This is a genomic window from Kriegella aquimaris (assembly GCF_900103215.1).
GTDB classification, from domain to species: domain Bacteria; phylum Bacteroidota; class Bacteroidia; order Flavobacteriales; family Flavobacteriaceae; genus Kriegella; species Kriegella aquimaris.
The window spans coordinates 388,087-412,268 of record NZ_FNGV01000002.1 but is presented as its reverse complement, the minus strand read 5'-3'; the positions used below and the strand labels follow the sequence as shown (position 1 = coordinate 412,268).

Below are 24,182 nucleotides of genomic sequence, written 5' to 3'. Positions count from 1 at the left end.
TTGTAATAATTTAATCAAGTTACATTATAATGTATTAAGCCATCGTATGCTCTTCGGGAAGTACCGAAGAAATTATGAATAAGAGTGGGGAATAGTCATAATTTTAAGTCCTCAATGAAAAAATGGAGGTATTAAATATAATAAAAAAATCTTTATCCTTATATAAAAAAGGGAGTTATATACTCTCTTTCAATCCGTTAGCGTACGAAAAAACCCTTTCCGTTTCCAAAAAGGGTTTTCACTATCTACTATGTAAAGAAAATTTTACTAAGCCTCGAAAGGCTCTATGGAAACATAAGACTTTCCACCTGATTTCTTTTCAAATTTTACAAGTCCGTCAACACGGGCATGTAATGTATGATCTTTACCGGCATATACGTTTTCACCTGGGTTATGCCTAGTTCCCCTCTGTCGAACGATAATGTTTCCAGCAATTGCAGCCTGACCACCGAAAATCTTAACGCCTAAACGTTTCGATTCCGACTCCCTACCGTTCTTAGAACTACCTACACCTTTTTTATGTGCCATCTTCTAAAATTTTATATGTTACTTGGGAAAGCAGTCTTACTTTCCTCCGTTCAATTCGTCTTGTAATTTCTTTAACTCATCCCACTTACCATCGGCAGCCAATTGTGCCTGTTGTGGCCATGTTGTTGGATCTAAATGAGCCATTCTTGAGCTTGCCTCAGTCAATATCTCTTTAATATTGTCTGGTTCTGCCTTTGCCAACTTGGCATAAGTTCCAATACCGGCATTTGTCAAGGCTTCTGCCGCCTTCGGTCCGATACCTTCAATTTTTTTCAAATCATCACCCTTGGCAGCTGATTTCTTTGGTGCCGCTTTCTCGGCTTTCGCCTTCGATGCAACGGATACTTCTACAGGTGCTGCTTTACCTTCTGCTTTTTCCTTAGGTGGCTTAGCCTCCTTTTTGGGTTCTGCTTTTTTAGCACCTTTAGATACAATACTTTCGATTACGATTTCCGTCAATGACTGACGATGTCCGTTTTTCTTACTGTACCCTTTTCGTCTTTTCTTTTTGAAGACGATTACTTTGTCACCTTTTAGGTGCTTAATGACTTTCGCCTCAACAGCGGCTCCGTCTATAGCTGGGGCGCCAATAGTAATGTTCTTTCCGTCATCTAAAAGAAGTACATTGTCAAAAGTTACCTTTTTACCTTCTTCTGTCTGTAAACGGTGAACATACACTTTTTGGTCTTTCGCAACTTTAAATTGCTGCCCTGCCATCTCTACAATTGCATACATAGCGTGTATATTAGTTATATTACCACCTATTATTTTTCAATAAGCGGATGCAAATATACTGCTAAATATCAAATGTACAAGTGATTTTATCGAGTTTTTAAACCGAACGCTTCTTTAGGTTGTTGCTTGATTTAAAGAGCTGCATAAAAGATAGGGTCAATACCAAAGTAGTTGCAAAGCCCATAATGGCCACTGTCACAAAAACGATGCCCTCAAAACCTGCGTAATCTTTTGCCCAAGCTGTAGATAGTTCACTTAAAAAGCTGGTATTCAATTCCGTAGAATACAAAGCAAAAAATACGGTGAAAATAAACGTTGCCACTCCCCCGGTAACCAACCCGGCTATAAAACCCTTTCCATAATCGAAACTGGGGTCTTTTAACCTCAAATATTTGATAGCCTCATAAATTCCGAACCCAGTGATTATAGCATTAAAAAGGCTGTAAAACACATTTGTGTGCAAATTAAATAGCGAAAGAATCAAAAAATATGCAATAAGACAGCCACTTGTGGCTATCCCAAAACGAATTGGAAGCGCAAATTGTTTCATTTATCACAGTTTTCAAGTTGACACCTTCAAATTACATAAAATTTACAAATTAACGTTACAAAATCTTGTTAAAGCACCATACCTTCCAACCCAAGCACCAAAAAAAAATTATATTCGTTGTAACGAATCGCGACAATGGACTACCTACATTATACACGAACTAAACACTATATCAAAATGAAGGCAAATTTATTATTAACGATTTGTTTGATGCTACTTGCGACTATCTCCAAGGCGCAGGAAGTTGCCTATCAAGAATACAATCTCGACAATGGATTGCATGTAATATTACATCAAGATAACGCCGCACCAGTCGTTACCACTTCGGTAATGTACCATGTTGGAGCCAAAGACGAAAATGAAAATAAAACAGGCTTTGCCCATTTCTTTGAACACTTGCTCTTTGAGGGTACGGCAAATATTGAACGAGGGGAATGGTTTAAAATCGTTTCTTCGAACGGAGGACAGAACAATGCAAATACCACCCAAGATCGCACCTATTATTATGAAGTATTTACTTCGAACAACTTAGAATTGGGCTTGTGGCTCGAGTCTGAACGTTTAATGCACCCTGTTATCAATCAAATAGGGGTCGACACCCAAAAGGAGGTTGTTCAAGAAGAACGCCGCATGCGCTACGATAATTCCCCCTATGGTCGATGGCAAGAACAAATGGGTATCAATTTATATAAAAAACACCCTTATCGTTGGCAAACCATTGGTTCATTGGAACATCTGGCCAGTGCCAGTCTCGAAGACTTTAAGAATTTCAACAAAACATATTACGTTCCGAACAATGCGGTTCTCGTCGTGGCAGGTGATATCGATATAGCAACCACAAAAAAAATGATTAACGACTATTTCGGACCAATTCCTAGAGGAGAAAAAATTCAGCGTAAAACAATCACCGAAGACCCAATAGCACAGACGATAAAAGCCAGCTATAAAGACCCCAACATTCAAATACCTGCAATTTTCGCCGGGTACAGAACACCAAAAAATACAGATAGGGAGGCTTACGTTCTCGATATGATTTCTACCTACCTAAGCAGCGGAAAAAGTTCAAAACTCTATAAAAAACTGGTTGACGAAGAAAAAAAGGCCGTACAGGTCTTTGCCTTCAATATAAGTCAAGAAGATTACGGTTCCTATGTTATCGGCGCACTTCCTTTAGGCGAAAATTCACTACAAGACCTTTTGAATGAAATCGATGAGGAAATAGTAAAGCTGCAGACCGATTTGATATCTGAAAAAGATTACCAAAAAATTCAGAATAAATTCGAAAATCAATTTGTGAATTCGAACAGTAGTATCGCAGGCATTGCCAATTCATTGGCCCGCTATTACCTACTCTATGACAATACTGATTTAATCAACTCTGAAATCGAAATATATAGGTCGGTTACCAGAGAAGAAATCAAAAATGTAGCTAACAAATACCTCAACCCCAATCAGCGCGTAGAATTGCAATATTTACCAGGGGAATCTACCGGAAAGTAATTGCTGAAAACACAAAAACAGATGAAAAAACATATAGCCCTTTCGCTAACAATTTTATTTTTCGGCCTATCGTTACATGCACAGATCGATCGTAGCCATGCCCCAAAACCAGGACCAGCACCCGAAATCAACCTAAAGGACCCGCAACGCTTCGAAATGAAGAATGGTTTGAAAGTTATGGTAGTAGAAGACCATAAACTACCAAAAGTGTCCGTTCAATTGTTGATTGACAACCCTCCTATCTTGGAAGGCCAAAAAGCTGGGGTGTCGAGCTTGACCGCCAGCTTACTGGGTAAAGGCTCAACATCAATCTCGATGGATGATTTCAATGAAGAGGTCGATTATTTGGGCGCCAGTATTAATTTTGGTTCACAGAGCGCATTCGCCAATTCGCTCAGCAAGTATTTTCCGAGAATCTTTGAGCTTATGGCCGATGCGGCCCTAAACCCTAATTTCACGCAGGTCGAATTCGACAAGGAAAAGGCCAAATTGCTAACCAATCTTAAAAGTCAAGAGAAAGATGTCTCAGCAATTTCCAATAGGGTTCAAAGTTCACTGGCCTACGGAAAAGATCATCCCTATGGGGAGTTTGTGACGGAGCAAAGCGTCATCAATGTAACCCTGGAGGATGTTAAGCAGTTTTATACCGATTATTTCGTTCCTGCCAATGCCTATTTGGTAATCATCGGAGACGTAAACTTTAAAGACACCAAGGAATTAGTGGAAACCCATTTCACACCATGGACAAAGGCCGTACCACCATCATTTCAATTTTCAAGACCTTCAAATGCACTATATACCCAAATCAATTTTGTCGATGTGCCCAATGCCGTTCAATCGGAAGTGGCAGTGGAAAATTTGGTGAACTTAAAAATGGCTGACGATGACTACCTTTCGGCCCTTATGGCCAACCGTATTTTGGGAGGGGGTGCCCAAGGAAGACTTTTTCAAAACCTCAGGGAAGACAAGGCCTACACCTACGGAGCTTACTCTGGTATGGGCAATGATAAATACGCCCCTGCCAGTTTTAGCGCTTCGGCAAGTGTTCGTAATGCGGTGACCGACAGCACTATCGTAGAGATTTTGGGCGAGATTGACAAAATTATAAAAGAGCCCGTTTCCGAAGAAGAATTAAAGAACGCAAAAGCCACGTACATCGGTAATTTCGTACTGGCCTTGGAACGGCCCGAAACCATGGCGCGATATGCCATCAATATGGAAACGGAAAACTTACCCAAGGACTTTTACAAAACGTATCTCGAGCGAATCAATGCCATCACTATTGAAGATGTTCAACGCGCAGCAGAAAAATACTTCACAGTAGCTAATGCCCGTGTTGTGGTCACAGGAAAAGGCAGCGATGTTTTAGAAAATCTAGAGAACATCACCTTTAACGACAAACCCTTACAGGTTAAATATTTTGACAAATTTGCCAATCCGGTAGCCAAACCAAATTATGAGACCGCACTTCCAGAAGGAGTGAATGTGAATACGGTATTGAACAAGTATATCGAAACCATCGGAGGTAAAGAAAAATTAGAAAGTGTAGCGTCATTGGCGATGATGGCAGAGGGCGAAATGCAGGGAATGAAGCTCAACCTAGAACTTAAAAAGACTTCGAAAGACCAGTTCATGCAAGACATAAAGGTCATGGGCAATTCTATGACCAAACAGGTTTTGAATGGCAATCAGGGCTACATTATTATGCAGGGACAACGAAAAGAAATGAGCGATGAAGAAATCAAGAAAGTAAAAGATGAATCTATGCTATTTCCTGAATTAAGGTATCTTGATAGCGATGTGTCTTTGGAAAGTATTGAGGATATTGACGGGAAAAAGGCTTATAAAATCAAAGTTTCGGAAGAAAAATACATGTTCTACGAAGTGGAGACCGGTTTGTTGGCCCAAGTAGTAACAAGCACTGAAATGGGCGGACAAACAATGACAAGCACAATTAGTTATAGTGACTATCAGGAAATTTCCGGAATACAATTCCCGTTTACGATCTCACAAACCATGGGTCCTCAAAAACTTGACTTTGCCGTAAAGGAAATGAAGGTCAACAAAGGAATTTCAGATACCGATTTCGAGTAGTGGTGTGTTGAAAAACTCATGTCAAGTAGCTTTGATATATTGCCGCAACACATTTGATAAAAACAGTAAGCTTAAGGTAAAATTGGTCAAAAAATCAAAAAACATTCACTTATAATGAAAGATTTTTTAATCAATTCTTTTATAATTATCGGATTGATTTCCGCTAATCCTTTATCTATACAAGCACAAACGAAATCCGATAAGGTTAAAAAACCGAACATCATATTTATCATGGCCGATGATATGGGGTGGACAGGTTTGAGCGGGTTTGGAAGTGATTTACACGAAACACCGATAATCGACAAGCTTTCCAAGGAAGGAATGAAATTTACCAGCGCCTACAGTGCAGCAGCCATTTGCACCCCGACTAGGGCGTCCATTTTGACTGGAAAATGTCCGGCCCGGTTAAATATGACCACTTGGCACGAGAATGCCGGACCACCGCCCCCCAATACGGAATACAAGCTTCTTCCTCCCACTACCTTGCCCAACCTTCCGCTTGATGAAGTTACCGTGGCCGAAATGGTAAAAAAGGCAGGATACTTTACCGCCCACATCGGGAAATGGCATTTGGGCGATGCAAATCATTATCCCGAAACACAAGGATTCGATATAAATATCGGCGGAACCATGTGGGGAATGCCGCAGACGTACTGGTACCCATTCAGAGGATGGAGGGAAAGTGATCAAGAAATCAGATATGTTCCTGGCCTGGATAATATTGACGGAAACAATGCGAATGTCTATTTAACGGATCGGTTGACAGACAAAGCTATTGAGGTGATAGAGGCAAAAAAAGATAGTCCTTTTTTTCTGAATTTATCCTATTATAATTGTCATGTTCCGATAGAAGGAAAGCCAGATTTGATCAATTATTTTCAAAATAAACTTACTTCTGAAAATATAAAACTTTATCATACCAATCCCGGATATGCCGCTATGATAGCCTCACTCGATGAAAATATCGGAAGAGTCTTCAAAGCAATCAGGAAAGCCGGCATAGATGATAATACAATCATATTTTTTTATTCAGATAATGGCGGACAGGTCAATTCAAGGGTGAACATACAAAATAATTATCCATTAAGGTCTGGGAAAGGTTCGCTATACGAAGGAGGTATAAGGGTGCCTCTTATTATTAAATGGCCAGGAATTACAAAGCCGGGCGAAGTATGTGATTATCCCGTTTCGTCTATTGACATTTTGCCAACCATTCATGAAATGATCGGTTTGACCGATGAAGGAAACCAAGTTGAAGAAATAGATGGCGTTTCAATGGTACCATTACTAAAAAACCCTTCTTCAACTTTAGACCGGGCAGCATTATATTGGCATTTCCCACACTATTACCCCAATACAACCCCAGTGAGTGCAATCCGAAAAGGAAAATGGAAATTGCTTCAATTTTTTGAAGACAATCATCTCGAGCTCTATGATCTCGATAGTGATCTAAGGGAAGACCATAATTTGGCCGATAGATATCCCGATATTGCAGAGAATCTTTACCATGATCTTAAAGTGTGGCGAAAAGCCAGTGATGCAAAGCTCCCAAGCCTGAATCCACAGTACGTACCAGCACCCTGATCAAGGGTATAGAACAATTATTGAACCCACTATTCGAAAGGCAGAACCGTTGAGAAATCACCCATACAAGAGGGGGCATAAAAACACATTTGATAGAAATTTAAACAGGGGGCTAAACCAAAGATTCATCTTTGAACTCATAATCACTTATATTTGCAATAAACACGACCCATGAAGCGTATCCTGTCATTTTTAAGTGCCGTAGTAGTACTATTCGCCGTAATTGCGTGCAAAAAAAACAAGAAGCCAGATGGCAATGCCGATCAAATGAATCAGGTCATGGCCATACATGATGAAGTAATGCCTAAAATGAGCGCTTTCGGTAAACTTGTAAAAGAACTTAAAAGCAAGGAAGACAGTACTGCGATGGGGCTGGAATACAAAAAAGCACGGGAAGACCTACAAGCTGCCCATAACAACATGATGGACTGGATGAAAGGTTTTGGAGACCGTTTTGATTCTGACGAAATTTTGAACGGAAAGGCCTTATCAGAAGAAAAGCAAGCGTGGCTTGACGAGGAGGAGCAAAAAATAAAAGAGGTACGCCAAGACATTAATTCAAGTATTGAGAAAGCGGAAGCCTTGTTGTCGCCTAATTAAATTCGTTCCACCATTCAGTAATTGCCATAGGCTCTTGATTCAAAACCACGGGTTGCCCGATTCTTGGCACAACTATCGAAACATCAAGTTCGGCCGCCCTAATGGCCAGACGCTCTACCGGTTCTGACCAAGGATGCATCGCCAGCTTAAAAGCGCCCCAATGAATTGGCATTATTGTTTTCGCCTTCACATCAACCCCGGCTTGGGCAGTCTCTTCCGGTAGCATATGTATTTCTTGCCACAAAGTGTTATATTGGCCACATTCCATCATAGCAAAGTCAAAGGGTCCGTATTTTTCTCCGATGTCTTTAAAATGAGATCCGTAGCCACTATCGCCACTGAAAAAGATATTTTCCGAAGCAGATTTAATAACCCAAGAACTCCATAGGGTTTTCCCACCATCAGTCAGGCCTCTTCCCGAAAAATGTTGCGCAGGGGTACATGCAAGTATGAGCTCCCCAAAGGTGGCTTCTTCCCACCAATCCAACTCCTTGATTCGGCCAGGTTCAACTCCCCATTCCGAAAGATGCACTCCAACGCCTAAAGGAGTATAGAACACTCCCACTTTATCCTTCAATTTCAAAATTGATCCGTAGTCTAAATGGTCATAGTGATCATGCGATAGAATGACGGCATCAATTTTCGGTAGTTTTTCAATTTCAATAGGCAAATTTTTACTGAATCGTTTCGACCCAAGCAACGGCGATGGCGCAGGAACCTCGCCGAACATAGGGTCTATCAATATACTTTTACCATTTATTTGCAGTAAAAAGGTTGAATGACCAAACCAAATCAAACGGGTATTGCCACTATATTGGGCAATATTCAATGAATCTGCCTCTTGCACGGTAATATTTTCCTTTGGCTTTGATTTGGGCTGTGGCCCAAAGAACCCTACTAAACTTTTGATATAGTCGTTAAAGCCCATGTTCATTTTTACGTCACCGATATTGGCAAAAACTCCATTTCTGTACTGTTGCGATTGCGTGTAAATTGCCTTTTGCGCTTTAGTTGCCGAACCACCAAATTGAGGACTAAAATTAACAAAGAGCATTACTCCTACTATCAAAATGAGGATAATTCCGCCAATGAAAACCACCATTCTCTTAAATATTTTTATGCTTTTAGACATTATTTCTTAATCTCCCTGTTATTACCCGTAACTTTTTAATACTGCCAATGAACTATTAGAACTGCTAAAAGCGCTACTTCCATCGCAGGGTTTCCATAATCTTTCGAATATCTTTTTGAAGATATTGGGCTGCCGGGTAGATAGAATCATAGTTGGGCTTTACATAGAAATAAAGCGAACCCGTCACAAAATGTTCAGTGCTATCGGTAACATAGAATTGCGACTGAGATGCCGCATTACCGCTGATTTCATAAATCATTCCGAAGACCTTATTTTCTTCATCGACAAAGGAATCACCTTCGATTCCGTCTGCCTTCACCACGTGTTCATACGATAATTTCTGGGCATCGGTCAAGAGTTTGTCAAGATTACCATCAACGTCTTTATAGGTTAGAAATATTGACCCCTTCATACTGGGGTAATCTAAGGTAAGTGATGTTTCTCTCTTGTCCTTTAGCCTTGCAATCGTGTTGTACTCAAATTCAAATTTCTCGGTTTCGAGCTTCTTTCTTTCCACTTTAGGATATTCAAGTCGCAATTGGGCCTTGGGCTTGGGAAGCACATCTTCCTTACAACTTAAAAAAGCGAACAGAACGAAAAGAACGAAAATTATTGAATTATTCTTCATGGGGCAGGGTCACCTTAATTTGTTTTAGACGCTTCTTATCAAGACTCTCGATCAAAAATTGATACTCTTTAAAAGCTACTATATCTCCCTTTTTCGGAAAATTTCCAGCTATCTCAAGCACAAAACCAGCTATTGTTTCAGATTCCCCTTTTTGTTCTTCAAATATCGAGGCATCATCTATTTTGATTACCCGATAAAAATCTTTCAATGCCGTCTTTCCATCAAAAACATAATTAAAGTCATCAAGTTTAGAGTACACCAAGTCTTCATCATCGAATTCATCACTAATATCACCCACAATTTCTTCAATGATATCTTCCAGCGTTACAATACCCGAGGTGCCACCATATTCATCAACGACCACGGCCAAATGGTTCTTTTTCTCCTGAAATTCCAACAACAGATCATCTAATTTTTTGTTTTCAGGCACAAAGTATGGATCACGGATCAGAGACATCCAATTAAAAGTCTTTCGATCGATATATGGTAGAAGATCTTTTACATAAAGAACACCCAGAACATTATCCATATTTTCAGAAAAGACGGGTATTCTTGAGTATCCGTTCTGTTTTATCTCTGTCATCACCTCCAGAAATTTCATTTCCTCGCTCAGCGCAAAAATATCGATCCTGGGGCGCATTACTTGCTTGGTATCGGTATTGCCAAAAGAAACTATGCCTTCCAGAATTTTTTGCTCTTCTTTGGTGGTATCTCCTTCAGAGGTAAGCTCCAATGCTTGCGAAAGATGATCGACACTTAAACTAGATTTCTCTTTTCCCAATTTATTATATAGAAAAATAGTGCCCGACCTCATGGGCAGGCTCAAGGGGGAAAAAATAAAATCTAGGACTTTCAAGGGGTATGCCATGAACTGAGAAAAATCAACGCGATTTCTATTGGCATAGACTTTAGGTAAAATTTCACCGAACATCAGAATCAAAAAAGTAGCGACCACGACCTCTAAAAGAAAGCGTACGGAGATAAAACCAAGGAGAACCGAATCAATACCAAAGAAAATGGTATCGCCAATTATGCTAAACAACAGTACCACGCAAATATTAATACCATTATTGGCAATCAAAATGGTTGCAAGTAATTTTTTTGGTCGCTCTAAAAGTTTTACAATAATGCTACTACGCGAGGTTTTTGCCTCTTCCATTTCATTGATATCGGTCGGGGATAGACCGAACAAGGCCACCTCTGCACCAGAAATAAGGGCAGAGCAAGCCAACAGCACTATAAGAAAGCCGATCTTAAGCGCCAGTGCACTGTCAAATACAATAAAATTAAATAGTAAACTATAGGGGTCAGGGTCCAACAGTCACGGTTTTATTTAGTTTTTTAGAACGGTAGATCATCTTCGGGTTCGGGTTCTTTTACCGGGGCCGGTTGCGTGGGCTTTGGGTTTGCTTTCTGCGCGGGTGTATTACCAGAATTTGGTTGGCCCGTACTTTGGTTGTTTGCCATACTCTCTTTTTTGGTAGTCAAGAAAGTAAAATCTTGCACTTGCACTTCGGTCGAGTAGCGGGTATTACCATCTTCACCCTGCCATTGCCGATTTTTTAGCCGTCCTTCTACATACACTTTATCACCTTTGCTTAAATACTTTTCACAAATTTCAGCGGCCTTATTGCGCACAACCACATTATGCCAGTCGGTATTGGTCACTCTCTCGCCGGTCTGCTTATTGGTATAGGTTTCATTCGTGGCAATCGGAAATCTTCCAATACAGCCACCACCCTCGAAATAATGCATTTTAACCTCATCTCCAAGGTGCCCTATCAACATCACTTTATTCAATGTTCCACTCATACTGCTGTCTTAACTTATTGGATATCAAAAGTACGAATTTTTCAGTGTTTTTATTAAATCTGCAATTAAAACAGGAACAGGAAATTCATCGAGCTTTCTCAATGCGATACCATCATCAAATCTAGCATCGGTTTTAACAATCCAAAATTTGGTGTAAAGATGCTGGTGTGACAATTTATGAACGATTTGATCTTCGTTGTGCAATGAAATTTCCGTTGATGAACCGAGCCCAAAGTTACTCGTAAGATGGTGCTTAATTTCACTCATATTACTTTCTGTTTTTGTTTCAAAAAGCGGAAATTCCCATAAATTCTGCCAAATCCCCTTCCCTCTGCGCTGCTGCAGCTTAATTTGATTTTCCGTATCCAACATCACCAAATAATTAAAATATCGCTTTTTTACTTTGGTCTTATTGATTTTTACAGGAAGCAGATCGACTAAATTCTTTTGAAGTGCAACACAACTTTCATTTAAGGGACAATTGCTACATTTCGGATTCTTTGGAGCGCATTGTATTGCTCCGAACTCCATGATAGCCTGATTATAGTCGCGAATGTTCTCGGTATTCATGACCTCTCTAGCCAACTGCTTAAAGTATTTAACCCCCGAAGTACTGTTAATCGGCGTATCAACGCCAAAATAACGCGCCAATACCCGATATACATTGCCATCGACTACCGGCTGGAGCTCATCAAAACATATCGATGCAATAGCACTGGCCGTATAATCACCAACACCTTTTAAGTTTAAAAGTTCTTTATAGGTGTTGGGGAAATGACCTCCGTAAGCTTCTACAACCATTTTAGCGGTAGCATGTAAATTTCTGGCGCGGGAATAGTACCCTAACCCCTGCCAAAGTTTTAAGACCTGCTCTTCTGAAGCATTGGCCAAATGTTCAACAGCAGGAAACGCTTCATTAAATTTTAAATAATACGGCAAACCTTGCGCCACCCGGGTCTGTTGAAGCATAATTTCTGACAGCCAAATCTTGTACGGATCTCGTGTACTCCGCCATGGGAGTGAGCGTTTATTACCTGAATACCAAAGGAGAATTTTTTCGGAAAAAGACATCAACTAGAATAGTGATTAACAAAAGTAGCAGTTTATATACTTAAAATTAGTTCTTTAGCCTGAAAGATTGAATTTAATTTATATATTTGCAACCCAAAAAAACATACAGAAAATCTAAAATTCAAGATGACGAAAGCGGAAATTGTATCGAAAATCTCAGACAAACTGGGAATTGAAAAAGGTGATGTGCAAGCAACGGTCGAAACATTCATGGAAGAGGTAAAATCTTCATTAGAGGGCGGAGACAATGTTTATCTCAGAGGCTTTGGCAGTTTTATAGTAAAAACTAGAGCCGAAAAAACAGGGAGAAACATTTCTAAGAACACGACCATCAAAATACCCGCCCATAATATTCCCGCATTTAAGCCTGCAAAGGTTTTTGTCGAAGGAGTTAAGAGCAATGTCCGGGTAAAATAATTTTTTAAGAATAATAACTAAAGCAGAACTTTATGCCGAGCGGTAAAAAAAGAAAAAGACATAAGGTAGCTACCCACAAACGCAAAAAGCGTAGGAGAGCTAACCGACACAAGAAAAAGTAGTTTTTAAACTACTTTTTCGTTTTAACACGTTCTTTGACATAGAAATTCACAAAGGAATTTCGACGGGTTTATATAACCTGTTTTGACAATTGTTTAATCTATCTGCCACAGTTGGCAGGTACAAATACATTCAGGTGAATAGAGAATTAATCGTAAGGTCTAGTTCAGACGCTGTCGATTTTGCCTTGTTAAAGGATGGAAAACTCACTGAATTACATAAAGAGGAAGACAACAACAATTTTTCTGTTGGAGACATATTCTTGGCCAAGGTACGTAAACCCGTAACTGGCCTGAATGCGGCATTCGTAAATGTCGGTTATGAAAAAGATGCTTTTCTGCATTATCATGACCTTGGTCCGCAACTTTCCACTATGCTAAAATTCATAAAAGGAGTAAGTACTGGGAAACTTAGGGATTACACCCTGAAAAATTTTCCCATTGAGAAAGATATTGATAAAAATGGCACTATTAGCGATGTCATAAAAGCCAATCAATCCTTATTGGTGCAAATCGTAAAAGAACCCATCTCAACCAAAGGACCCAGAATAAGTTCTGAGCTTTCATTAGCTGGACGTTATTTGGTCATGGTACCTTTTTCAGATCGTGTTTCCGTCTCTCAAAAGATCGAAAGCAAAGATGAAAAAGATAGGCTAAAAAGGCTTGTTACAAGCATTAAGCCAAAAGGGTTCGGAGTAATTATACGTACGGTCGCCCAAGGTAAAAAAGTCGCTGAACTGGATAAAGATTTGGAAAACTTGCTGAGCAAATGGTCAGCAATGTGTAAAAAATTGTACAAGGCGCCTACTCCTTCTAAAGTATTGGTCGAGCTCAACAGGGCTTCCTCTATTTTAAGGGATGTTTTCAATGATTCCTTTACAGGTATCCATGTTGACAATGAAACGCTTTTTGCACAAGTTCAAGATTACGTGCAAGAAATAGCACCAGGTAAGGAGTCTATGGTAAAATTATACAATACCCCTGTTCCCATTTTTGAAAAATTCGGGATCGAGAGGCAAATAAAAACCTCTTTTGGCCGCACCGCCTCAATGAGTAAGGGCGCCTATTTAATTATAGAGCACACAGAAGCATTGCACGTCATAGACGTGAACAGCGGTAATCGTTCAAACAAGGCCAAAAATCAAGAAGACACCGCTTTGGAAGTAAATCTTTTAGCGGCTTCTGAAATTGCACGGCAATTACGCCTTCGCGATATGGGAGGCATCATCGTAGTAGATTTTATAGATATGGTTAAGGCACCTCATAGGAGAAAGCTATTTGACCATCTCAGAGACGAAATGAAAGATGATCGTGCCAAACATAAAATTCTACCTCCGAGTAAGTTTGGTCTTATTCAGATTACCAGACAACGGGTACGGCCCGAAATGAATATTAAAACAACAGAGGAAAACCCTAACGGCAATGGCCAACAGGTAGAAGCCCCGATTGTTTTGATAGACAAAATAAACTCCGATTTGGAAAAACTTTTAAAAGGTCCGAAAAAGGATAATGGCATTATTTTGAACATACATCCGTTCATTGCCGCCTACATTACTAAAGGCTTTCCATCCATGCGCTCCAAATGGTTCTTAGAGCATAAGAAATGGATTAAAATACAACCTAGGGATGCGTATACGTATCTTGAATACCGTTTTAAAGATAAAGATGGTAAAACAATTTATTAAGTACTAAAAGCGACCTCAGTTACGGGGTCGCTTTTTTTATACCCCAATTTCGCCCTTTAAATAAAAATCCAGATTGACTATATTTTGGGTTTAGAATAATGAATTACTTGATATTTGTATACTTTAGCACTTTCAAGGCAGAAAATTGATAGCTTCTACGTAAACTAGAAACCTCGTCATTTAAAGAAATTTTTCTCCGAAAAAACAAGCAACAAAACTTCCAATCTCTAATCGGCCACAATTCGAAACCATAGTATAAATGACAACCCGAAAGTCATACACGCTTACCGAAGCAACCAAAAAAGTGGAGTACTACTGCGCGTACCAAGAACGTTGCCATAAAGAAGTTGCTGCCAAGCTACGTGAAATGAGAATGATTCCCGAGGCCATAGACCAAATCATAGTCCATCTTATCAAAGAAAACTATTTAAATGAAGAGCGTTTTGCACACAGTTTTGTTCGCGGCAAATTCAACATCAAAAAATGGGGAAAAAAACGTATCGAGCTTGAACTAAAACGTCGTGATATCTCTCCCTTTTTAATAAGAACAGCATTAAAAGAAATTGATAACCGCGCATATCAAGAGACCCTCGATACCCTAATTCATAAGAAATTGGCAACGCTAAAAGAGAGCAACATTCAAAAAAAGAAAAAGAAGCTCGCTGACTACCTATTGTACCGAGGATGGGAAAGTCATTTGGTATATGACAAATTAAATAATCTCGTCAAATAGGTTATACCTATTGTATATTGAACGATGCCCCAATATTAATCGTGAACTGATTGTGCAGCTTTTCAGCGGCCGTCAAATCTTCAGTTTTATATTTAGCAATTGGTGTTTGCAATTCGGTAAAAACACCAAAGCCATCGGTAAAGAAATATCGAGCCCCCAAGTGTCCCCCAAAATTCTTTAGCCCAAGATTTAATCCTGGATAAATATCTACATTATCGCCCAATTGAAATACACTCCCCAAATTAGCATTGAATTTCGCCTTAAGGTCTATTCGATCACTAAAATCGGCATCTACTATTTCATTTACCCCTAAAAGGTAAGTGGATGCAGCCCCAATTGAAAAATTTTCGCCTAGGCCGTAGTCCAAGCTCGTCATGATACCGCTACCATTATTTTGAAAGTTGGCACCAATCTGTAGTTTTAAATCCCCTTTTCCATCATAAGCTTGGGCGCTACCTATGGCAGTTATTAAAAGCAATAAGGCAAGAATCGATAATTTTCTCATTATAAAAATGTTAGTGTTTAGAATACAAATGTATCTATTTATCTAAAACTGGAGTGGTTGCCGCCAATTGTTTATTTGTTTTTGCAATGGCCTGTTCATTCTTCCAATCGATCCATTTCTGCCCCTTTACCTTTCGCATCATATTATCATATGTTCTCATAACGAATACATTGTACAACCCTTTGGCGAAATTAGCAGGGTTTTTAGGCCACGCCCTTAAGCTCATTGAAAATCCGGGGGAAATGTACTTCATATAGTGCCAGTATCCTTCTGGCATATAAAGTACCTCACCATGCCCGAGATGGGTTCGATATCCTTTTGCGTCTTTCAAAGAAGGCCATTTCTCAAAATCGGGATTGGAAAAATCGATACTTTCGTGGGTAATCAAAGAGTGTGGTACTTTGTAAAGGTTTTTAGTTTCTGATTGCGGAAACAAGATACATTCTTTTTTACCCTCAAAATGAAAGTGAAAAATATTGGCCATATCGATATCGTAGTGCATGAAAGTATATGAATCCATTCCTCCAAAAAAGAGCATGGGCAGCTTTTTCTTTAGTTTCAACCCAAAATCTGGATAGGCAAAGTCATTTTGTAACTCGGGCACCTGTTTAAATATGTTCCAAAGAAAAATACGGTATTTTGTAGGCTCTGACTTTAACAACTCAATGTATTCGGCCATCTTCATTTGGGCATGTGGCTGGTTAAAGCCCTCTTCATGCCTTACGGGACGGTCATCATATAGCGGAACTATTTTATCACCGGCCACCTTTTTCATATACTCCATATTCCATTTGGAGTAGGCAGGCCAATCTTCAACCGATTGCTCGATCACTACCGGTTTTTGGGGTTTAAAATAGTTATTAATAAACTCCTTTTTGGTAATCTTTTTGACTCTGGGGATGTCTTTTAAATTCAAGCTTACTAAGGTTATTTGGATTCAAAGTTAAAAAACCTTACAAAAAATTAGCCCAAAATTAACCTTTGATTAAGATTGCCCTGCTAATTTGGCCTTAGCCTTGGCTATTTCATTGCGTTCGATGGTATGGCCAGGTCGTGTCCATCTTGGCTTTTCACCCAAAGTCATGAACTCAGAATCTTGGGCCTCCACAGTTTTCGGCTGGGAAACCTTCGTAAACGGTTTCTGCGGACTTAAACCCAACAATTTGAACATTTCCATATCTTCATTTACGTCTGGATTTGGAGTTGTCAATAATTTATCGCCGGCAAAAATAGAATTTGCGCCTGCGAAGAAGCACATTGCCTGCCCTTCTCTACTCATCTCGGTTCTTCCGGCCGATAAGCGTACTTGGGTCTCTGGCATTACGATACGCGTAGTAGCCACCATACGTATCATTTCCCAAATGGAAATAGGTTCTATATCTTCCATCGGTGTACCTTCGACGGCAACCAATGCGTTTATAGGCACTGATTCGGGTTGCGGACTTAAGGAAGCAAGTGCCACCAACATTCCGGCGCGGTCTTCCAATTGTTCTCCCATTCCTATAATGCCACCACTACACACGGTTACATTACTTTTTCGCACATTATCAATGGTTTCCAGGCGATCTTCGAAAGCACGCGTTGAAATAATGTCTTTGTAATAATCTTCAGAAGTATCTAAATTGTGGTTGTAAGCGTATAGTCCGGCTTCCGCCAAACGCTTCGCCTGGTTTTCGGTTAACATACCCAAAGTGCAGCAGACCTCCATATCCAATTTGTTAATGGTACGTACCATTTCGAGCACTTGATCGAATTCAGGGCCATCTTTTACGTTTCGCCATGCCGCTCCCATACAAACACGAGAACTGCCTGACGCTTTAGCACGCAGCGCTTGGGCTTTTACATGGGGTACCGTCATAAGATCATTCCCTTCTATATCGGTATGGTATCGCGCCGCTTGCGGACAATACCCACAATCTTCGGGGCAACCACCAGTTTTTATCGACAATAAAGTCGACACCTGAACCGTATTGGGATCATGATGTTTACGATGAATCGTTGCCGCATCATACAACAACTCCATCAAGGGCTTGTTGTAAATATCCAGTATTTCTTGTTTGGTCCAGTTATGTCTTATCGTGCTCATCAATCTTAATTTCTTCTTGGCATCAAAAATAGCGGAAAACAGCTAGAAAATTGAATTCTAACCTTAAATATTGTCGCGACTTAATATAAAGGAAAAGAATAGTGCTATTTGGAATGCCAAAAATTCATGTCTTATTGAACTATAGGTCTAATCCCGATCACAATTCACCAAATAAAATACTCATAATTGGCCATATGTAGCACAATTTTACATATCTCGCTCATCGCTTCGTCTTATTTGTTATTATTTTCGTTTACTATAAATGAGCTGTAATGAAACTACTATTACTCACTTCACTATATTTTTTACCATTTAATATAATAACATTCGACCCTCCCGAACCTGAAATTGGAAAAAGATGGGTATTGAATTTACAGTACTCAGATGAGTTCGATGGAAACGTTCTTGATTCAAAAAAATGGCGAAATAGCTATATGGGCTGGAAAGGTAGAAGTCCTGGGTACTTTTCGCCAGATGCAATATCTGTAAAAGAAGGAACGTTGCAAATCAAAAATGGAGTTTTAGATAAAACCGTAAAACATCATGTTAAAGGTCAATACAGCATCAAGGGCGGCGCAGTTCAATCATTGGAAAAAACAGCTCATTTTGGCTATTACGAGGCTAGTTTTAAGGCTTCCAAAATAGCCATGTCGACTACCTTTTGGATGTCAAATCAAAAAATACCTGTTGATTTTGTCACCAAAATAAGTGACGGCAATTGTCAGAAAGACCAATTTAGTCAAGAACTTGACATTGCCGAGAGTATTGGAGGTACCATAAGTTCTGGGGATAAATTCAAGAAAAATATGAACTTTAACACCCACTACAGATACATTGATTGTGCTGGAGGAAAAGAAAAGTTCTATTCCGCAGGAAATAATGCTATAGAGGGTAATGGACAAGAAATTAATGCTCAACTAAGTTCGGAGTCTTGGGAAGATTTCCATATCTACGGGGCTTACTGGAAAAATGCAAACGAAGTTGCCTTTTACTCCGATAACGCCTTAATAGGGGACGTTCAGATACGAACAGACGTTGTGGACGAGCCGTTTCCCAGACCCCTGGGCATAAACATGGTTACAGAAACGTATGACTGGGCAACCCCCTATCCCACAAATAAAGAATTGACCGATGACACAATAAACACTTCTTATTATGATTGGGTTCGTTCATATTCTTTGGTAGATATCAATTATGAAGAAGAGAAAACCAATAATTATAGCGGGGAAGGGGCCAAGATTTACGTTGAAGAAATACGCTTTTTTGAAAAGCCCTCGGTAGCAGATGGAGTGCTAAAAATTCCTTATGTATACAAAGCAAATACAAATAAATTGCTTGTCTTTAAAGTAATCGACTCCAAGAACAAAGTGGTTTTTGAAACTTCTTTCACGCTTCTTTCCGGCTACGGAAAAGATATTAAGACATTGGAACTGCCTACGCTTGAGACCGTAAAAAATTACACCTTTTTGGGCGAGCTCACTACCTTAGATGGAAAAACGGTCAGTAGTAATACGGAGAAGTGATGAATGTACTGGCGTTGTATTATACTTATAATCTTTCTTTAAATAGACTTCAACAGTAACGTAGAATCCGAAGAAATAGCAATTTTTAAAATCCAAATCGAAAATATATCCCATAAATCATACAATCTATAACATTAATTTTTTTAACCTTAGGACAAGAAATACTTTGGCTTCAAAACCATATTCATGTTCGCTTCAAATTTTTTTTCGCCTAAATACAAATATTATATTCACGGGCTTATCTTTATTTGCTTGGTCTGGTTATTTTTTGATTCTATTGAATCTATGAACGATATGATTCAGAAACATAACTACCATGAAGATTTTAAAACTTACGGAAGCGCAAGGCTAATAATTCAAATTTTTTCATTTTATGTACTAGCATGGTGGTTAGTTCCTTTAACCATAGTTAACAGAAAAAAAGGTCTTCTTTATATTCTACTTTATTCACTTTTATACACCGTATGTGTTTCTTGGCTGTATGTCAATGTAACCTACATTATGTTTAATGCAGAAGCCCATGATTCAACAACATTTAACTATAGTTTTTTAAGCATTAAGCATCTAACCCGTAGTTTTTATGAATTTGCTACATTTATTTTTCTGTCTTCCGTTTATAGTATTGCCATAGTAGACAAACGTTTGTTGACAAAAAAGTTTACGAATAAACAATTAGAGGTAACAATAAACCTAATAATATTGTTTTTTGTCTATCATCTATTCATTCATAATGCGGGCATCATTCAGGTTTTCTTTCAAGTATCATTGTACATAGTCTTTTTCTATATAAACTCATTTCTATTCGGCCCTTTTTTACTAGGGGATAAGAAAATAGGTAACTATCTATTTAAGGTAATTCTGTCTTATTTATCTATTATCATAATAACCCTATTAATATATGGCACCCATTTTCTAGATTTCATACATTCCGCTGATTTATTTAACCTTACTATCTTCTTCATAATTACCACCATACTATCATTAACCTACACCTATATACGTTTAAAAATAAAAAATAGAGAACGCTTCTATAACCTCAAGTTAGAAGCCCAGGAGTCTGAACTCAATCTGTTAAAGTCACAGGTCAATCCTCATTTTTTATTTAATACCCTGAACACTTTGTACGCAACCGCCTTGGAGGAAAATGCCCTGAAAACTTCAGAAAGTATAGCCAAATTGGCTAACCTTATCCGTTATATGCAAAATGATATTAAAAAGAATTTTATTCCGTTGGAAAACGAAATAACATATTTAAAAGATTATATCACCATTCAAAAATTGCGCTGCGAAGTCACACCGGAAATCGTGACCAACTTTAAAAATATTGAAGGAAAAATCATCAGTCCGGGTCTGCTAATTCCGTTTGTGGAAAATGCCTTTAAATACGGAATAGACCCTTCGAAACCTTCAAAACTAATTCTGTCGGTAACGGGAGAAGAAAAAAAAATCAATTTTGAATGCACCAATAGCTACGATATCGAATTTAAAACTCCTTATAAAGATCGAGGGTTTGGAATCGGAATCACCAATACCAAACAACGATTACAATTGATTTATCCTAAAAAACATACCTTGGTTATTATAAAGGAAAAGGAAGTATTTAAAGTTAAACTCAGCATAACCACCATAGACTAATGATTCATGCCATTGCCATAGACGACGAGCCCAAGGCCATTAGTATCATCGAAAACTATATTTCAAAACTGGCCAATGTGATGTTGCTTAATCATTTCTACGACCCTAAAAAAGCCCTAGCCTTTTTGAAGCAGCATCCTGTGGACCTCATTTTTCTGGATATCAATATGCCCCATATGTCTGGCTTAGAAATGCTTCAGAATTTACAATTGAAACCTTTGGTGATATTTACTACGGCGTATTCTGAATTTGCATTGGAAAGCTACAATATGAATGCCGTAGATTATTTATTGAAACCGTTCGAATTCGCACGGTTCCAAATAACTATTAAAAAAGTTGAAGACCGGCTTTCAGTCCTAAAATCACAAAACACCTTTTTCTTTGTAAAGGATGGATTTAAAAATATAAGACTGTTATTCGACGAAATCTTGTTTATTAAAGGGGCCGGAAACTATTTAGATATTACTACAAAAGAAAAAAAATATAGTCCCAGAATGACTTTTATCGATGTTGTAGCGAAATTACCCTCACAGCACTTTATCAGGATACATCAATCTTATATTGTAAATATTTCTGCAATAGATAAAATAGAAAACAATCATATTCACATAGGAACCCATAAGGCTCCCATTAGTACCAAATACAGGGAAGTTCTTTTTAAGCGATTAAATATTAGTTGAAGGAGAAGAAACTAGGAAAACTAATTTTTAGAAAAAAGCACAGATACTGCATTCCCTCCAAAACCTACGGCATTAACCATAATCTTGTTGATCTGTGATGGAACTGTCTTATAATCTATAAAAGGAACCTTTATAAACTCTTGTTTTTGCAACATCAGAACTGCCATTTCAAGACTCAACATACCCGATGCCCCGAAAGTGTGCCCAATCTTCCATTTATTTGTGGTCAAAGTCGGTATCTGTTCACCAAATACCTTTTTTATCGCGTTGCACTCCGAAGAATCCCCTTTGATCGTACCCGGTGCATGCATTACGATAACATCGATATCCTCGGGAGACGTATCGCCTAAGGCCATTTTCATGGATTGTTGAAAGCATTCGGCATCCGAAGAAATGGAAACATTATGTTTCAATACCTCTGTTGCATACCCGATGCCTTCAATAACCGCTAAAGCATTATCTGTACGGCCCGCCTCTAAACAAACTACGGCTGCCCCTTCCCCCAGAATCATCGAATTTTTAACTTTATCAAGATCAAGTGCCCGACATGGATAACTTTGATTGTCTTCAGCTACATCCTCTTGTCTGGCGTAAACTTTTAGCGCTTTCATTTGTGCTATGGTGAAAGGCGTCAATGGAGCCTCGCTACCGCCCACCAAAAACTTATTGGTCATACCACTTTTGATCCAAGCCACTCCGTTCAAAAGCGCGTGCAGTGCGGTGGAACAGGTTATGGAATGTGATATTTCAGGACCTTTTGTCTGTAAATCATGCGCTACCCATGAAGAAATATTGCCTAAAGTGGTCGTTGGCGAAGCCAATGTCGACGTTTTGCCTTGGTTGAGAAACTCGGCATAGTACTTTTCAAATAGCGCCGTGGCACCACGAGAAGAACCGATATTAACGCCAAAGTTGTCTCCAGATTTCCACCCGGCGACAGCAACACTCTTTCTAGCCACATAAATGGTAAAAAGCACCGTATCATCAAGATCTTTGTATTTGGAATCTGACTTTCGAAGCTGTTGAATGGCATTTTTTGCTTCTTCCGGCAATGGAGCTGCCCAATCTTCAGTCGTACCAAACCGCACCTTCTTAAAAAAATGACGATCCGTTTTATAATTCTGCCAGACTTCCTCCGTCGAAATTCCCAAAGGGGAAATGGAACTTATCGCCGTTATTGAAATGAGCCCTTGATCTGTCCGCTCCTTCAATGGAAAGGAAGTTTCATTCTCCATACTTTTAAACTTTTGACTCCTTTTAGAAACAAAAAACCTGCTTTAGACCAAATCGAAAGCACTTTTTATGGTACTATAAACCTTTTGTAGTTGGCCATCGGAAATAATATACGGGGCCGATATATATATTGTATTCCCAAGCGGACGCAAATATACGCCGTTATCCATAAAGTGTTTGAAAAGCCGGTCCCTTAAATTGCCGTATCGTTCCATTTTCACATTTAAGTCTAGCGCATAAATGATTCCACATTGCCGTGTACGGGCCACTTTGGGGTGGTTTTTTATTTCCGTATCAAATTTTTGATGAGCGGCAACAACTCGTTTGATATCATTTTGAATCTCATCGGACCGCAATAGTTCTATTCCTGCCAAAGCTGCTGTACAAGCTAGAGGGTTGGCGGTATAGGTATGCCCATGAAATAACCCTTTTGTCAATTCGTCACTATAAAAGGCATCGTAAACTGTGCGGGTGCAACTCGTAATTGCCATAGGCATCAAACCTGCTGTCAAGGCCTTTGAAAAGCACATAATATCTGGCTTGGCAGCCATATGGTCGGAAGCAAAATAGCTCCCCGTTTTGCCAAAACCGGTCATGACCTCATCAGCTATGGTCAGTACATTATGTTGCTGTAAAAGGGCAAGTATTCGATTTAATCCATCGGCATCGTGCATTTTCATTGCCGCAGCTCCTTGCACAAGGGGTTCATAAATAAATGCCGCAACAGTATTCTGCTTCAGTATTTTTTCTAAAGCAATAAGAATACTTTCAATATTCTTCTTTGTTGGCACGGGAATGCGCTCTACCTCAATAAAGAAATCTTCAAAAGGACCGTTGTATACCGATAGACTAGAAACCGACATGGCACCAAAGGTGTCGCCGTGAAAACTATCTTCAAATGCCAACAAAACCTGCTGGTTATTCCCTTGATTATGATGGTACTGCAACGCCATTTTAATACCTACTTCGACAGCTGTGGAACCATTATCGGAAAAAAAAAGTTTCTCTTGATTTCCTGGCAAAATACTCATAAGTTCTTCAGACAATTTTACCGCAGGTTCGTGGGTAAAACCACTAAAAACAACCTGATCCAATTGTTGCATTTGCTCATATACCTTTTTCAAGATGAAATCGTTGCAATGCCCATAAGCACTGGTATACCATGAGGCAATACCATCAATATATTCGACACCTTTATCATCGTACAGCAAGGAGCCCTTCGCCTTAACTATGGGCAACATTTCAGGATGTAGTTTGTGCTGGGTTAAGGGATGCCACAAGTATTTTTTATCTCTTTCCGCTAGATTTTTCAAAACAATTGAATTCGTTAAA

General features: G+C 39.1%; 23 protein-coding genes. 10 read left to right on the top strand and 13 right to left on the bottom strand.

Annotated features, from left to right (window positions below):
• Positions 1-267 precede the first annotated feature (267 nt).
• The 3 genes from rpmA to BLS33_RS06810 form a co-directional block, all read right to left on the bottom strand.
• Positions 268-528 carry a 50S ribosomal protein L27 gene (rpmA, locus tag BLS33_RS06820; protein ID WP_089886727.1) on the bottom strand — a complete coding sequence of 87 codons (261 nt, stop codon included), beginning with the start codon at positions 526-528 and terminating at the stop codon, positions 268-270.
• A 36-nt stretch (positions 529-564) separates the two neighbouring features.
• The gene (rplU, locus tag BLS33_RS06815) at positions 565-1,263 is read right to left on the bottom strand and encodes a 50S ribosomal protein L21 (RefSeq protein ID WP_089886726.1); all 699 of its coding nucleotides are present in this window, start codon (positions 1,261-1,263) and stop codon (positions 565-567) included.
• A gap of 97 nt (positions 1,264-1,360) precedes the next feature.
• Positions 1,361-1,813 carry a DUF4199 domain-containing protein gene (locus BLS33_RS06810; protein WP_089886725.1) on the bottom strand — a complete coding sequence of 151 codons (453 nt, stop codon included), beginning with the start codon at positions 1,811-1,813 and terminating at the stop codon, positions 1,361-1,363.
• A gap of 177 nt (positions 1,814-1,990) precedes the next feature.
• Here BLS33_RS06810 and BLS33_RS06805 point away from each other — a divergent pair, with 177 nt between their 5' ends.
• From BLS33_RS06805 to BLS33_RS06790, 4 genes are all read left to right on the top strand, one after another.
• A complete protein-coding gene (locus tag BLS33_RS06805) occupies positions 1,991-3,313 on the top strand; it encodes a M16 family metallopeptidase (RefSeq protein WP_089886724.1) in 1,323 nt (440 codons plus the stop codon).
• Between the two features lie 21 nt (positions 3,314-3,334).
• On the top strand, positions 3,335-5,407 hold the full coding sequence (locus tag BLS33_RS06800; protein WP_089887130.1) for a M16 family metallopeptidase: 2,073 nt from the start codon (positions 3,335-3,337) through the stop codon (positions 5,405-5,407).
• 114 nt (positions 5,408-5,521) lie between these two features.
• Positions 5,522-6,991, top strand: coding sequence for a sulfatase (locus BLS33_RS06795; RefSeq protein ID WP_089886723.1), 1,470 nt, complete (start codon positions 5,522-5,524; stop codon positions 6,989-6,991).
• A 171-nt stretch (positions 6,992-7,162) separates the two neighbouring features.
• Positions 7,163-7,591: a hypothetical protein gene (locus BLS33_RS06790; RefSeq protein ID WP_089886722.1), complete on the top strand. Its 429-nt coding sequence runs from the start codon at positions 7,163-7,165 to the stop codon at positions 7,589-7,591.
• Here BLS33_RS06790 and BLS33_RS06785 read toward each other — a convergent pair.
• The 5 genes from BLS33_RS06785 to mutY form a co-directional block, all read right to left on the bottom strand.
• Positions 7,584-8,693 (bottom strand): MBL fold metallo-hydrolase, encoded by a 1,110-nt coding sequence (locus tag BLS33_RS06785; protein WP_089886721.1) that lies wholly within the window; start codon positions 8,691-8,693, stop codon positions 7,584-7,586. The two genes, BLS33_RS06790 and BLS33_RS06785, sit on opposite strands and share 8 nt — an antisense overlap.
• A gap of 103 nt (positions 8,694-8,796) precedes the next feature.
• Positions 8,797-9,351, bottom strand: a complete 555-nt coding sequence (gene gldD / locus BLS33_RS06780; protein ID WP_089886720.1) for a gliding motility lipoprotein GldD — start codon at positions 9,349-9,351, stop codon at positions 8,797-8,799.
• Complete coding sequence (locus BLS33_RS06775; protein ID WP_089886719.1) at positions 9,341-10,669, bottom strand: gliding motility-associated protein GldE; 1,329 nt, start codon at positions 10,667-10,669, stop codon at positions 9,341-9,343. The genes gldD and BLS33_RS06775 overlap by 11 nt, the downstream gene beginning before the upstream one ends.
• A gap of 23 nt (positions 10,670-10,692) precedes the next feature.
• Positions 10,693-11,163: a single-stranded DNA-binding protein gene (locus BLS33_RS06770; protein ID WP_089886718.1), complete on the bottom strand. Its 471-nt coding sequence runs from the start codon at positions 11,161-11,163 to the stop codon at positions 10,693-10,695.
• Between the two features lie 24 nt (positions 11,164-11,187).
• Positions 11,188-12,234, bottom strand: a complete 1,047-nt coding sequence (mutY, locus tag BLS33_RS06765) for an A/G-specific adenine glycosylase (protein ID WP_089886717.1) — start codon at positions 12,232-12,234, stop codon at positions 11,188-11,190.
• 126 nt (positions 12,235-12,360) lie between these two features.
• Between mutY and BLS33_RS06760 the strand changes: the two genes are divergently transcribed.
• The 3 genes from BLS33_RS06760 (at position 12,361) to BLS33_RS06750 (ending at position 15,188) form a co-directional block, all read left to right on the top strand.
• On the top strand, positions 12,361-12,651 hold the full coding sequence (locus BLS33_RS06760; RefSeq protein WP_089886716.1) for an HU family DNA-binding protein: 291 nt from the start codon (positions 12,361-12,363) through the stop codon (positions 12,649-12,651).
• A 256-nt stretch (positions 12,652-12,907) separates the two neighbouring features.
• The gene (locus tag BLS33_RS06755) at positions 12,908-14,455 is read left to right on the top strand and encodes an Rne/Rng family ribonuclease (protein ID WP_089887128.1); all 1,548 of its coding nucleotides are present in this window, start codon (positions 12,908-12,910) and stop codon (positions 14,453-14,455) included.
• 259 nt (positions 14,456-14,714) lie between these two features.
• Positions 14,715-15,188: a regulatory protein RecX gene (locus BLS33_RS06750; protein WP_089886715.1), complete on the top strand. Its 474-nt coding sequence runs from the start codon at positions 14,715-14,717 to the stop codon at positions 15,186-15,188.
• Positions 15,189-15,195: 7 nt separating this feature from the next.
• Here the strand turns inward: BLS33_RS06750 and BLS33_RS06745 are convergent, their stop codons facing one another.
• The 3 genes from BLS33_RS06745 to bioB form a co-directional block, all read right to left on the bottom strand.
• Positions 15,196-15,693, bottom strand: coding sequence for a DUF6646 family protein (locus BLS33_RS06745; RefSeq protein WP_089886714.1), 498 nt, complete (start codon positions 15,691-15,693; stop codon positions 15,196-15,198).
• Between the two features lie 34 nt (positions 15,694-15,727).
• Positions 15,728-16,609, bottom strand: coding sequence for a cupin-like domain-containing protein (locus BLS33_RS06740; protein WP_089886713.1), 882 nt, complete (start codon positions 16,607-16,609; stop codon positions 15,728-15,730).
• 69 nt (positions 16,610-16,678) lie between these two features.
• The gene (gene bioB / locus BLS33_RS06735; RefSeq protein ID WP_089886712.1) at positions 16,679-17,779 is read right to left on the bottom strand and encodes a biotin synthase BioB; all 1,101 of its coding nucleotides are present in this window, start codon (positions 17,777-17,779) and stop codon (positions 16,679-16,681) included.
• A gap of 272 nt (positions 17,780-18,051) precedes the next feature.
• Here bioB and BLS33_RS06730 point away from each other — a divergent pair, with 272 nt between their 5' ends.
• From BLS33_RS06730 to BLS33_RS06720, 3 genes are all read left to right on the top strand, one after another.
• Entirely contained in the window at positions 18,052-19,302 is a 1,251-nt protein-coding gene (locus tag BLS33_RS06730) for a LamG domain-containing protein (protein ID WP_089886711.1), read from the top strand.
• A 501-nt stretch (positions 19,303-19,803) separates the two neighbouring features.
• Entirely contained in the window at positions 19,804-20,937 is a 1,134-nt protein-coding gene (locus BLS33_RS06725; protein ID WP_176801348.1) for a sensor histidine kinase, read from the top strand.
• Positions 20,937-21,617, top strand: coding sequence for a LytR/AlgR family response regulator transcription factor (locus tag BLS33_RS06720; RefSeq protein ID WP_089886709.1), 681 nt, complete (start codon positions 20,937-20,939; stop codon positions 21,615-21,617). Before BLS33_RS06725 ends, BLS33_RS06720 begins: the two co-directional genes overlap by 1 nt.
• 20 nt (positions 21,618-21,637) lie before the next feature.
• Here BLS33_RS06720 and BLS33_RS06715 read toward each other — a convergent pair whose 3' ends face one another.
• A complete protein-coding gene (locus tag BLS33_RS06715) occupies positions 21,638-22,852 on the bottom strand; it encodes a beta-ketoacyl synthase N-terminal-like domain-containing protein (RefSeq protein WP_089886708.1) in 1,215 nt (404 codons plus the stop codon).
• 42 nt (positions 22,853-22,894) lie between these two features.
• On the bottom strand, positions 22,895-24,163 hold the full coding sequence (gene bioA / locus BLS33_RS06710; RefSeq protein ID WP_245731310.1) for an adenosylmethionine--8-amino-7-oxononanoate transaminase: 1,269 nt from the start codon (positions 24,161-24,163) through the stop codon (positions 22,895-22,897).
• Positions 24,164-24,182: the final 19 nt, after the last annotated feature.